The organism is Levilactobacillus cerevisiae, from assembly GCF_003946245.1.
Classification (GTDB): Bacteria; Bacillota; Bacilli; order Lactobacillales; family Lactobacillaceae; genus Levilactobacillus; species Levilactobacillus cerevisiae.
In genome coordinates this window covers 55,898-67,820 of record NZ_RHNN01000014.1, presented here as the reverse complement: position 1 = coordinate 67,820, position 11,923 = coordinate 55,898, and the positions used below count along the sequence as shown (strand labels likewise).

Below are 11,923 nucleotides of genomic sequence, written 5' to 3'. Positions count from 1 at the left end.
AGAAAGTTGGCAAATGACATGCAAGATCCTTTCAAGGGCTTTAACGACGATGATGATCAAAACAATCAAAACGGTGACGGCCCTCAAGGACTGCCGTTACCCCCAAACTACGCGACCGTCGTTAACCCTGAGACGGGTAATATGCGGATCGCCAAGGTTGGTTTCTCGTGGACGATGTTTTTCTTCAGTCCCTTACCCAGTATTTTCCGGGCGGACTGGTATAACTTCCTTTGTATTTTCGGCATTGAACTCGGGGCATTCATGCTCCTGTCAATGACCACGAGCGCTAGCCAGTTTGCGGCCATCATCAATTCCTCTTTCGCCCTATTCTTCGGAATTGTTTGGGGTGGACTTTACAATATGATGTACTTTAAACACCTGTTTAATCGGGGATTCAAGCCAGCGGATGAACGGTCACGCGACCTGTTGACTCGTTCACATTACTGGTCCCAACCTAAAGAGTAATCTTTTAGGGATCCAGTATTGTTTAAGGTAATCATGCTGAAATACTGAATTTTGTCACATGAGTTTCTAAATCAAAGAGTGCTCCCGAAAAGCCTTAATTTTCGGAATTGCCAAACTAAGATTTTTAAGTTTCCCCGAATTCCTTTTGGCAATAGGAGTTTTATTCGTCCTACTCAATTAGAGGCACCTAATAACTGACCTTATTGAAATATAGGTAAAATTGAGCGGGCTATAATAAGTGTCTCTAAATTAAAAGCAGGTCGAGAAAAATCTTCAGATTTTCCTCAACCTGTTTTTTGTATGGTAAAACAAGAGATCGTCGTTCAACCAATACCTAAATGAAGATAAGCGCGAAATTAATTGGTCAAAAAGGTGGTCATGCTAAGTTTATGAGCATTTGGAACAACGCCTTGGTGCAGCAACTGGGCCGCTTTGGAGGGGACAATTGCCAAAGGACTGAAAGCATGTCGTGTCTGTAGTATCTTAAAGGGTTTGCTCATACAGCGGCGGAAATTATTTCTACAGCCGTTAGTATTTTAGTGTAAAATAGGACATATGGAAAAAGTTGTTGAGATTTTATGCTTATGCTTAGTATTTGGATTGGTTTTATTTTTGATACTTAGGTTTGTGACAGATTTCAAGGCAACGTTATTGTTAACTCTTATCATATTGACTGGAATTTTCGTTAAAAAGCGCTTTTTTGGTAAGTAGTTAACTGTGAGGCCATTACCGCGGCTTGCGGTGATAGCCTTTTTAGGTCCTTGAGATCAAAAAAATCGTCCCGGCTAAACCTTGTCTAGCCAGGACGATTTTTGTTTGCTCTATAAAGTATTGGTCGGGCCCCGCGATTTCTACACCTTGAGCGAAGACACTACAACACCTTTGCCTTCGTTGCATTCAGTGTACCTTGTAAAAAAAGCAATATCTCATATTCAACCCAGACTCACATCAAGCCATGAAAACTTACCGTATCACTTAAGCCTGCTTGGTTGGGTAAATCGTAAACTCATTCACGTTGACCTCAGCCGGCTGGTCGATGGCGAAGTTGACCACGCGTGCGATGGCATCCGGGGTAATCCCCACGGCATCGTACAGTTGGTCCATTCCTTGCTTGGCCGCATCGTCAGTAATCGTGTGCAGCAATTCCGTATTAATGGCGGCTGGGTAGAGCGTGGCGGTCCGGATGTTCGTCCCTTCCTGCGCGCTTTCCGTACGGATCACTTCCATCAAATTCCGGACCGCAAACTTCGTGGCCCCGTATACACCAGCGCCAGGGAAACTCTTAATCCCGGCAACGGAGGACGTCGTGACAATTTGGCCGTGCTTTTGCGCAGTGAAATCAGGCATCACGGCGGCAACGCCGTTCAAGACGCCTCGCAAGTTAATGTCAATCATGTCGTTCCATTCCTGCGTTTTCAGCGCGCTGATCGGTGAAGTTGGCATGATGCCGGCGTTGTTAAAGATGACGTCGATGCCGCCAAATTCACGTTTGGCAACCGCCACTAACCCTTGAACTTCCGCAGCATCCCGAACATCCGTCACCTGGTAAGCCGCTTGGCCGCCGGCGTCCTTGATTTCCTGAACCAACGCCTGTAGCCGGTCCTCACGCCGCGCACCCAGGACAACCTTGGCACCATTGCTGGCGAGTAACTTAGCCGTGGCCGCACCAATTCCGGAAGAGGCCCCTGTAATCACAACTACTTTATTTTCAACTGTCATCAATAAATCGCTCCAATCTCTTAATGAATGGATTCAGTATAGGAGGTTCGAGCGACTCGAAGTCAAGCGCTAAAATAACTTTTTTTAAATGAATTGGCGATCCGGTCACAAATGTTAAGTTATCCTGTGATTCTTGCCCGAAGATTGCGCCGCCACCCCTAACTCTGGTATCTTAGGGAAAACGCAAACCGACTATTTAAGGAGAATCTTATGCAAACGACTCGACCAGACAGCCCGGTGAAACGCTTCTTTAAAGGGGTCATTATCGCCCTGGGCTTTATTCTACCCGGTGTTTCTGGCGGCGTGCTCGCTGCCATCCTGGGGATTTACGAACGCTTACTGGGATTCATGGCCCATTTCCGCCAAAATTTCAAACGGGACTTCTGGTACTTTGTGCCGGTTGGCCTGGGTGGCATCGTGGGGATTGCCCTCTTGTCCGCACCATTAGAATATTTATTAGCCCACTGGCAGGTCATCGTCCTCTGGGGCTTTGCCGGCGCGATTGTGGGAACCTTACCCGCATTGATGCAGACGGCCAGCTCACAGGCGCCCCGTGATGGCATCGACCATCTCTGGTTCTGGGGCACCCTGCTGATCAGCGGCGGCCTCCTGTATTTCATGAGCGACCTGTTCGGTACCCTTCCCGCCAACTTCTGGGGATTCGTGGTCGCCGGAGCGCTGATTGCCTTGGGCGTGCTGGTGCCGGGTCTGAGTCCGTCTAACCTGCTGCTCATTTTAGGCCTGTTCACGCCCATGTTGACGGGATTTAAGAACCTCGATATTCTCGGCGTTTACTTGCCCATTGCGCTGGGCGGCATGCTGGCCATGGCCCTCTTTTCCAAAGGGATGGACTACCTGATTCACCGCTTCCATTCGCGCGTCTACCACTTCATCTTGGGCATCGTGACCGCCAGCACCATTCTGATTCTGGTGCCCAACAGCCACGCCGCCGAAAGCATTTCGTACGCCGGGACCACGTGGATGACGTTGCTTTTGAGCGTGCTGGCCTTGGCCGTGGGAATCGGGTTGGGGTATTGGATGAGCCAGTTGGAAGAGAAATACAAATAAATAACTCAAAAGAGCCTGGGGACAAAACCCCAGGCTCATTTTTATTGCCAAGTTTATATTGCCGAAACGTGGAACAAAAGGCAGCTGGCTCCGCTTAAACCTGATAGCCAAACAATCCAAGCCCGGGATTATTCGGCTATCAGCCTTAATGCTCACCAGCTAACCGCCTTCTGTCCCACTCTCCTTACTTTTGCTTAGCTGAAAGTCGTCTGACTGGCTTTATGGCACTAAAACACGTATTGTTCAAGGTACGGAACGTTTTACATGTTTCAATATCAGCAGGGTCCAAGTCGTTTCAACAGCGACGCACTAACGAGAGGAAGAATCCTTCAAATGAGTGAAACTAGCGACTACATCAAAGAACGTTTGGTAAATCATCCTAAATTTGCCAAGGCACTTAATCAGCAGCGACTGAATTTAGATGTATCGGTTGCCGTTGCCCAACTTCGTACCGAAAAGAAACTCACACAGACTGAATTGGCAAAACGTATCGGCGAATCTCGCGCAACTGTCGATCAGCTTGAACAAGGACAGGTGGACGTCACGCTTGGCTTATTGCTTGAACTTTCTGCAGCAACGGACACAGAACTCTCCGTCAAATTCATCTAGAACTTAGATTCAAACGAAAGGACCACCACAATGACAACTAAAATTGATGCCTACATTGCGCAACGAAGCGCCGAGGATTCAGCATTTGCCAAGCAAGCAACGCAACTAAGCCTGAATATGGATGCCGCTGTTGCCGTTCGCCAATTACGCAAGGAACAAGCCCTGACACAGCGGGCATTCGCGAAACTAGTCGGTAAACCGCAATCCACCATCGCCCGCATTGAGGCTGGGAAAATGAACGTATCCCTAATGATTCTGGGCGACATTGCCACCGCGGTTAACAAGCAACTTTCTATTCAATTTATCTAGAAAAAACGGGATATGGCCACCGGCCTATCCCGTTTTTTCAATCCCTATTCTTGATCCGGTTTAAACGCCCGCGTAGCCGCCACAGCCTGTTGCCAGCCAGCGTACAGTTGGTTCCGGCGGTCTTCGTCCAAGTTTGGCGTGAAGACTCGGCCCGCACTTCTGATTTCCTTGATTTCGTCAATGCTTTGCCAGAAGCCCACGGCCAGCCCAGCCACAATCGCTGCGCCCATCGCCGTCGTTTCTTCATCCGCCGCCCGCTGAACCGGGATGTTTAAAATATCCGCCTGGAATTGCATCAGGTAGCGGTTTCGGGAAGCCCCACCGTCGGCCATTAATTCCGGAATATCGATCCCCGTATCCTGTTTCATGGTCCGCAAGACGTCCCGCGTTTGGTAAGCGATTGATTGGAGCGTCGCCTTCACGAAGTCGTTTCGGTCAGTCCCTCGTATCAGGCCAAAGACGGCCCCCTTCGCATCAGGATCCCAGTACGGCGCACCCAAACCGTTAAAGGCGGGCACCACGTAAACTTCATCCTCGTCGGTCGAGGCCATCGCCGCCTGCCGTGATTCGGGCACGCTACTGATGATCTGCATGCTTTCGTGCAGCCAGGCCAGCGCGGTTCCGGCGACCAGAATGGACCCTTCAAGCGCGTAAGTGACCTCACCATTCATTTCATAGGCAATCGTGGTTAACAAATTATTTTTAGACAACTGCGGTTCGTGACCGGTATTCATCATGACGAAGGCCCCATCACCGTACGTGTTCTTAACGGTTCCGGGCTCCAGCGCCAACTGCCCCAGTAACGCGGCCGATTGGTCACCGATGATCCCGGCAATGGGCACTTCCACCCCATAAAACTGGAAGTTCTGGGTGACGCCATAAATTTCAGAACTGGACTTCACCTCTGGCAACATGGCCGCTGGAATGTTCAACCAACTCAGAATATCCGCATCCCAAGCCAACGTGTGAATGTTAAACAGCATTGTCCGGCTAGCGTTACTGTAGTCGGTGACGTGAATCTTACCACCAGACAATTTCCAAGCCAGCCAACTATCAACCGTCCCAAATAAGAGCTCGCCGTTTTCCGCGCGTTCCTGCGCACCCGGCACGTGGTCTAAGATCCAGCGCACCTTGGTGGCACTGAAGTAGGCGTCGACCACCAGTCCGGTTTTCTCTTTAATCGTTTCGGACCGGCCCGCCGCAACTAATTCCTTGGCCAGGCTCGCCGTCTGTTGACTCTGCCAACCAATGGCATGATAAATGGGTTCGCCGGTAACCTTGTCCCACACGATCGTGGTTTCCCGTTGACTACTGATGCCGATAGCCTGAATATTTTCCGGGTGAATCGACGCGTCAATCAGGGCGCTGGCAATCACCGACAGCACGCTGTTCCAAATTTCATTGGCGTCGGATTCGACCCAGCCCTTGTGCGGATAGTACTGGGGCACCTCCTTGTAGCCTTCGATCACCTTACGCCCCGTGTGGTCAAAGATCAGCGCCCGCGTGCTACTGGTCCCTTGGTCAATCGCCAATAAATAATTTTCTGGCTGTTTGAGTGCCATATGTAAAACTCCCTCCAGGATAGTTCTTCGGTAAGCGTTTCCAAATTCGTTGCGTCCATCATAGCACGTCGCTTGTGAAAAACGCTAGAGTTTGCCCCGAACTGGTTCGCCCTTGAAACTTTCTTAAGCTTTACGCCGTTAACAGGTCAGCGTTTGCCCGGCCAAAAATGTCGTGGCAAAGTCGCTGTCATTTTTCACTTGCTTGCCAAACTCATCGATCAGCGCATGAAATTCTTGATAATCCGCGAGTTCTAGGTTAAATTGACCGAGCACCTGCTTTTGAAACGCCGGATACGTCTTGGGCATGGTCGCCCCGAGCCAACCGAACAGCCGCCGCGCATAGGTGTCGACCATGAAGGTGCCGTGATCCAACGTGTACATCAAAATGTAGTCGGCCGTTTCGTTGCCGATGCCGGTAATGGCCATCAGGTCTTGGCGTAGACTGGCGCCGTCTCGTTGCTTCAAGCGTGATAGGTCATCGTCGGCCTGGCCCAACCAATCGGCTAAGTCAAGAATGGCGGGTCCCTTGCGATTGTAGAAGCCGCTGGACTTGATTAAGGGCGTTATCGTGGTGGGCGTTAACTGCCGGAGCTTGGCGGGGTCAAAACCGGTGACGCGTTTTAAATTCAGGAGCGACGGTTCCACGTTACGCCAGTTGGTATTTTGGACCAGAATGGCGCCGAGCATGATTTCTACGGGTTTTTCGGCCCAAGGCGTGCCCGGCTTTAGCCAGGGTTGCGGGCCCATCTCTTGCGCCATCTCTCTATACAGCTCTTCAATCGTCATTGGTTTTGCCTGCCTTTCTGTCTTGTGTTGTGTTGTGTTAAGTCAAAGTCAAAAGCACGGGTAACCGTCCGCCTGCAGCCTCCAGGTACTACGCCTGCTGTGGGGCCCGCTTCCGGCCTGAGGGGGCGGGCCTCCAGCTCGCTTTTAAGCCGCGCAGACCACGCGTCTCAAAAGTCGTCCCGTGCTGTAAGGCCGAGAAAAACCACTCGGTCTAACGCCACCGACACAGCTGGCTCCGTACCTGGCTGCCTCCGGCTCTTGGTTGTGGCTTTGCCCCGCTACTGGTTTGGGGCGGCGAAACCAATGACCAATGACGGTTGGGGACTGGCCGTTTGACGGTTGTGGGTTTGTTGCGTTGTGCTCGTTGGCTTGTGCTTTGACACTAGACCGTTAATTATACAACTAACACTAATTTTTCGTGCAAGTGAAGATTGAAACATTGTGAGCAGGCTGCTGAAATTCTCGTTGCAATTTTTTAACTCGTTTTGAGCCTATGACGAGCAAATCAACAGCCAACCATTGATAGCTACAACTGTCATTCACGCTGACTTGATTGTCAAAGCACAATTCTAACCGGAGGAGGCCAGAGGTAGAGGCAGCCGTGACAACGGTGTTAGCTGAGAATCAGCTTACACCGTGGGACGTGTTTGGAGACTGTCGGTTTTTGACAGGCTTCAAACCGAGCCGGAGGACCGTACCTCAGGCCGCAGGCGGTCCCCATAGACGCCGAAATCTCTGGCAGCCGCAGGTGGCAAATCCTAATCTCGGATGGCATCAAAAAAGTCAGCCACAAAAATTCTGACTGACCCGTTAATCCTGTTCTTTATTTGTCGCCATTATTACGCTTGATCACCAAGCGAATGTCATCGTCCACGCCTTCTGGATGTAACTCTTCTTGATAATCAAAGTTAGCGCTTTCGAAATAGTTCTTGATCTCTTCGTTGATTGTCTCTACGGCCCGAACATCCTTGTCTTGCCGTTTCAATAAAAGCGTGTATTCCTTTGAGTCCTCATCGACGTTTTCGAAACTGTATTCAACCGCTTCGGAATTCAAAATTTCTTGAATCAACTGCCGTTCTGTCATCATGTTTACCTCGCTTAAATTTTAGTCTACTTCCTTATTGTAAAGTTATTTACGAAATTTGTTAACTATTTCGTTACAAGTCGCCAAAGTTTCGGGTAACAACCGTTCAATTACTGCCAAGAATGAGTATACTTAGCTTATGCGTTGTGCAGTTAACCGCGTAGCCTTGAGGGGTTCCTCGTCTTAAATTATTGAGGAGACCACCCCATTGGCTGTATTTTTCTATGTTAATTGCAGACAAACGGGTATTTGAACGGCACTGACTCCTCACAGAAACTGAAACGACCCAAGTCAGTGACCAGAGGCGAGTCAAGGTGCCCAGCTGTGTCGATGGCATTAGCTGAGCGATTTCTCAGCTTAGGCCATGGGCCGACCTTGGAAACTCGCGGGTCTTGCGAGGTTTCAAGGCGAGGTGGAAGCCCGCTTCCCAGGCTGGAACCGGGCCCCACAGCAGGGCACCTTGAACGCGCCGGCGGGAACGCACCTAACCGCCATTTTCATATTGAAGACTCAAGGAAGGAAGCGACGCTATGCGCCCACGGATTGCTTTGCCCGCCGATACGCTCGACGAGGCCACCAATATTATTAACGAAAGAAACGCCGCTTTTGCCCCGCGGCCCGCAGTGGAAGCCATCGTCAAGACTGGTGGCCTGCCCATTATTTTACCGAGCATCGATCCCGAAGACGTGGCGGACTACCTGCCGCTATTTGACGGAGTCGTCTTCTTGGGTGGGGCCGACGTTGACCCGACCTTCTTCGGTGAGGAGCCCCACGTACGGCTGGGCAAGACCTATCGCAAACGGGACCTTTTTGAAATTGAGCTGTTAAAACAGGCCGTCGCTGCCAACAAGGCCATCCTTGGAATTTGCCGGGGTCTCCAGCTGATTAACGTTGGCCTGGACGGCACCCTCTACCAGGATCTGAGTGAGGATCCCACCGCTCGCCTCAAGCACAGTCAGGCCGCTATGGGCAACCAACCCAGCCACCACGTCACGGTCGTTAGCGGTAGCACGCTTGCTACGCTGACCGGCGAACGGCCCTACGTCAACTCGCGCCACCACCAGGCCGTCAAGGACGTTGCCCCCAATTTGCGGGTAGCGGCCACCGCGGACGACCAGGTCATCGAAGCCTTGGAATCACGCGACAGCGACCAGATTCTGGGCGTGCAGTGGCACCCGGAAAACATGTACAAACACCACGTGGAGTCGCGCCAGATTTTCAAAAACTTTGTCGACCGGTCCGCCGCCCGCATGTAAAATTGTGGTAAAGGCCTTTTCATTGGGCGCCACTTCCTTTACACTAGAGCTTGTAGCAAAAAAATCGGAGGCGAACAGTAGTGGCAAAAATGCAGGACTTTGGGCAACGTATGCGCTTTTTGGGTTTCTCCATCGTCCTGAACTCAGCCGCCAACGCCTTAACCATCTCGACTAACCTCGGGAGTGCCGTCTGGACGGGATCTTCCGTCAACCTGGCCAATTGGATTCACGTGCCCTTGGGAACCACGCTGTTCATGTACGGCATCGTGATTACGTTGTTAAACCAGCTGTTGCTCGGCCAATTCGACCGGCGGCGGTTCGTGTCTAACCTGCTGTACATCATCCCCTTCAGTTACCTGGTCGAATGGATCGGCTACTTCTGGAACTGGCTGGGCGTTGAAAACCTGCCGCTGACCGGGCGGGTGATTGTCAACATCGTTGGTCTGTTCGGCGTAGCGTTTGCCGTCTCCATTTATAATCGTTGCAATATTATCATGCATCCGAACGACGACTTGGCCTACATCCTGCGGTTCAAATACCTGCGTGGCTCGGCCATCATCGCGCAGTGGGCCAGTTACGCGCCGCCCCTGTTGATCATCATTCTCTCCTACGTGTTTACGGGAGAGTTACACGCGATTGGCTTCGGCACGGTGTGGGCGCTGGTCACCCAGGGAATTGTGATGGCGTGGGCAGATTCTCACGTCTTCCCCCAACTCAAACACCATGTGGACGTCTGAGTTTCTAATTTACGAATAAAAATTTTAATAAAAAATGAGAAACGAAGTCTGACCCTAACCGGTTGGCCTTCGTTTTTTTGACGAGATTGGTTTTTCAAAGCAACTAATCGGGCGATAACTGTATGGACAGGAACTGTCGATTATTATCCTTATCAGACCAACGTTTACCCCAGATAATTCAGTTGTTTAACTAGCTAACGAAACCATTTCGGGCCGTCGTCGTTCCACCCATTTTCCACATTTATCATTGTGTGCAACTTTATTTCAAGGCATTATCACCCCACATGGACCTGTTAGTAAATCCTCAGGAATCCCATTATTCTGGGATTCAAGCTAGAAATTATAACAGTATTCATGGTATACTACACCCAATGATACCGATAAAAGTAAAGGGAGTGAGCTAAATGACTAGGGCTCTTAGCAAACTATTGACTGCCGGTTTGGCCATCGTTCTTTTGGGCGGTGTGGCCACGCCAGTTGTAGCACAAGCAGATTCAACGACAGATACTGTCACGACGGCGACTAATGCTAGTGACGAGGTAACTTTAAACGTCAGTGCCGTAGAAACACCCTACATACTAATTTCAACTACTGATGGGATTAAGAAAACTCCTGCAGTTAGCGGTTGGCCAGACAGTTTGACAACGACCCAGCTGAGCAATGATGACTATATGGCCAAATTAATTGCGGCAACCCCTGAGAATAATAAGGACTCAGCTGAAAACGTTAGAACCGCGATGACTACCCTTACCAGTGCCGTCACTGCAAATCCTAATGAACCTTACGTCACTTCCGTACAGAAATCTTTGGGCGCAACGCAGTATACTGCCGATGAATTTTTGGGCCTAATGATGCCTTCTTCATACATGCAATTTTGGAATGCTTCAATGTATGCCCACTACCAAGCAGGTTTAATGGACCGTGATGCTATGATTAAAGATTACGATGAAAACGTTCGACCAGAACTAATTAAGTTGGGCGTAAATAACACGATTATTTCTACTTATGATCCTGCAAATATCACGGAGAAAATGTTCAATGAAAAGATTTTGGATTTCTATAAGCAAGATTATGAAAGAATTTCTTCTAGTCCTACTTTTTCTGGGATTTCTAAAGAACAGTTTCTCAAGTTAGACCCTACCGGTACAATAAACGAACAAATAAAGCTTTGGAAGGCACCTCTCTCCGCTTACTATACTAAGCTCGCTGATGGTACGTATAAAGTCAGTGGCTTATTATCTGGGGGCCTGTCATTTTTTGATTTTGGAACGACCCCATCTATCATCCCCACCCCAGCCAAGAGCCAGCCGGTCACCGTTCACTACGTCGATGACCAGGGCAAGACTTTGGCCGCCGACAAAACGCTGACTGGCGACCTGAACGCCGCCTACCAGAGTGACGCGCTGACTATTACTGGCTACAAGCTGACCCAGACGCCCGCCAACGCTACTGGTAAATTTACCAGTGACGCTCAGACCGTGACCTACGTTTACACCAAGCAGGGCACACTACAGACGGGTTCCGCCGCCGACACTATCGAGCCAATCGCGGCCAAGGGTACCGTCGTTTACGCCACCAAGAAAGTTGGCCTCTACAAAACGGCCACCTTTTCCAAGAAGGCTCGCAAGCAGTGGTACGTGAAGAAGTCGCGGATGAACCGGCCGATGTTTGTCGTGACCGGCTACGCAACCTCTAAAAACGGGGTCAAGCGTTACCGCGTCAAGGACGTCAACCACCGGAGCGCCACCGCTGGCAAGACCGGCTACCTGACGACCAACCGTGCTTACACCACGCCCGTTTACTACGCAGCCAAGCACAAGACGGTCACGGTGATCAATCCCGCTGGCGTGAACAGTTATGCCAAGAAGACGTTGACCGGCAAAAAGACTCATTACCAGCAGGGACAAGTGTTGACGGTTAAGAAGATCGTTACCCATAAGTTGACCACCCGTTTCGTTCTCAGCAACGGTCGCTACATCACCGCCAACAAGAAGCTGGTGCAGGCTGGCAAGATCACGATGCCTAGTAAGGTCACCGTCAAGCGGGCCATCAACCGTTACGGCAACGCCAACCTGACCACGAAGAACAAGGCCATCAAGCGTGGCACCACCCTGAAGATTCGCGGCTGGCGTTACAGCAATGCCAACAACTTCAGCAAGCACGACACGCTGCGGTACCACGTCGCTGGCGGGTACATCACCGCTAACCCGCATTTTGTCAAAGCGATTCGTTAATTACCGAGAAGTCTGGATAACATCCAGGCTTCTTTTAAGACAATTACTGGGCAAAAGCACTTGCGCAATTGCCCATGCCAACCGGACACATCAT

11 protein-coding genes are annotated in these 11,923 nt (G+C 50.5%); 7 read left to right on the top strand and 4 right to left on the bottom strand.

The features are described from left to right. Positions 1–18: 18 nt before the first annotated feature. Positions 19–465, top strand: a complete 447-nt coding sequence (locus EKM99_RS08405) for a hypothetical protein (protein ID WP_125582758.1) — start codon at positions 19–21, stop codon at positions 463–465. A gap of 975 nt (positions 466–1,440) precedes the next feature. On the opposite strand, the gene EKM99_RS08400 is transcribed toward EKM99_RS08405, so the two are convergent. After that, the gene (locus EKM99_RS08400; protein WP_125582756.1) at positions 1,441–2,184 is read right to left on the bottom strand and encodes an SDR family oxidoreductase; all 744 of its coding nucleotides are present in this window, start codon (positions 2,182–2,184) and stop codon (positions 1,441–1,443) included. Between the two features lie 210 nt (positions 2,185–2,394). Here EKM99_RS08400 and EKM99_RS08395 point away from each other — a divergent pair, with 210 nt between their 5' ends. From EKM99_RS08395 to EKM99_RS08385, 3 genes are all read left to right on the top strand, one after another. Continuing rightward, the gene (locus tag EKM99_RS08395; RefSeq protein ID WP_125582754.1) at positions 2,395–3,252 is read left to right on the top strand and encodes a DUF368 domain-containing protein; all 858 of its coding nucleotides are present in this window, start codon (positions 2,395–2,397) and stop codon (positions 3,250–3,252) included. Between the two features lie 333 nt (positions 3,253–3,585). Continuing rightward, positions 3,586–3,861 carry a helix-turn-helix domain-containing protein gene (locus EKM99_RS08390; protein WP_164511564.1) on the top strand — a complete coding sequence of 92 codons (276 nt, stop codon included), beginning with the start codon at positions 3,586–3,588 and terminating at the stop codon, positions 3,859–3,861. Between the two features lie 30 nt (positions 3,862–3,891). After that, entirely contained in the window at positions 3,892–4,170 is a 279-nt protein-coding gene (locus EKM99_RS08385) for a helix-turn-helix domain-containing protein (protein ID WP_125582750.1), read from the top strand. Between the two features lie 44 nt (positions 4,171–4,214). On the opposite strand, the gene glpK is transcribed toward EKM99_RS08385, so the two are convergent. From glpK to EKM99_RS08370, 3 genes are all read right to left on the bottom strand, one after another. Further along, positions 4,215–5,732, bottom strand: a complete 1,518-nt coding sequence (gene glpK, locus EKM99_RS08380) for a glycerol kinase GlpK (RefSeq protein WP_125582748.1) — start codon at positions 5,730–5,732, stop codon at positions 4,215–4,217. A gap of 138 nt (positions 5,733–5,870) precedes the next feature. Beyond that, a complete protein-coding gene (locus EKM99_RS08375; protein ID WP_125582746.1) occupies positions 5,871–6,518 on the bottom strand; it encodes an endonuclease III domain-containing protein in 648 nt (215 codons plus the stop codon). 823 nt (positions 6,519–7,341) lie between these two features. After that, positions 7,342–7,602, bottom strand: a complete 261-nt coding sequence (locus EKM99_RS08370; RefSeq protein ID WP_125582814.1) for a hypothetical protein — start codon at positions 7,600–7,602, stop codon at positions 7,342–7,344. Between the two features lie 530 nt (positions 7,603–8,132). Here EKM99_RS08370 and EKM99_RS08365 point away from each other — a divergent pair. From EKM99_RS08365 to EKM99_RS08355, 3 genes are all read left to right on the top strand, one after another. Then, positions 8,133–8,858: a gamma-glutamyl-gamma-aminobutyrate hydrolase family protein gene (locus tag EKM99_RS08365; protein ID WP_125582744.1), complete on the top strand. Its 726-nt coding sequence runs from the start codon at positions 8,133–8,135 to the stop codon at positions 8,856–8,858. Between the two features lie 80 nt (positions 8,859–8,938). Then, positions 8,939–9,595, top strand: a complete 657-nt coding sequence (locus tag EKM99_RS08360) for a hypothetical protein (RefSeq protein ID WP_125582742.1) — start codon at positions 8,939–8,941, stop codon at positions 9,593–9,595. 404 nt (positions 9,596–9,999) lie between these two features. Then, a complete protein-coding gene (locus EKM99_RS08355) occupies positions 10,000–11,829 on the top strand; it encodes a DUF5776 domain-containing protein (protein ID WP_125582740.1) in 1,830 nt (609 codons plus the stop codon). Positions 11,830–11,923 lie beyond the last annotated feature (94 nt).

What these genes read in the sequence shown, in the direction of transcription:
- EKM99_RS08405 (WP_125582758.1), top strand. Translation starts at nt 19, where the DNA reads ATGCAAGATCCTTTCAAGGGCTTTAACGACGATGATGATCAAAACAAT.
- EKM99_RS08400 (WP_125582756.1), bottom strand. Translation starts at nt 2,184, where the DNA reads ATGACAGTTGAAAATAAAGTAGTTGTGATTACAGGGGCCTCTTCCGGA.
- EKM99_RS08395 (WP_125582754.1), top strand. Translation starts at nt 2,395, where the DNA reads ATGCAAACGACTCGACCAGACAGCCCGGTGAAACGCTTCTTTAAAGGG.
- EKM99_RS08390 (WP_164511564.1), top strand. Translation starts at nt 3,586, where the DNA reads ATGAGTGAAACTAGCGACTACATCAAAGAACGTTTGGTAAATCATCCT.
- EKM99_RS08385 (WP_125582750.1), top strand. Translation starts at nt 3,892, where the DNA reads ATGACAACTAAAATTGATGCCTACATTGCGCAACGAAGCGCCGAGGAT.
- glpK (WP_125582748.1), bottom strand. Translation starts at nt 5,732, where the DNA reads ATGGCACTCAAACAGCCAGAAAATTATTTATTGGCGATTGACCAAGGG.
- EKM99_RS08375 (WP_125582746.1), bottom strand. Translation starts at nt 6,518, where the DNA reads ATGACGATTGAAGAGCTGTATAGAGAGATGGCGCAAGAGATGGGCCCG.
- EKM99_RS08370 (WP_125582814.1), bottom strand. Translation starts at nt 7,602, where the DNA reads ATGACAGAACGGCAGTTGATTCAAGAAATTTTGAATTCCGAAGCGGTT.
- EKM99_RS08365 (WP_125582744.1), top strand. Translation starts at nt 8,133, where the DNA reads ATGCGCCCACGGATTGCTTTGCCCGCCGATACGCTCGACGAGGCCACC.
- EKM99_RS08355 (WP_125582740.1), top strand. Translation starts at nt 10,000, where the DNA reads ATGACTAGGGCTCTTAGCAAACTATTGACTGCCGGTTTGGCCATCGTT.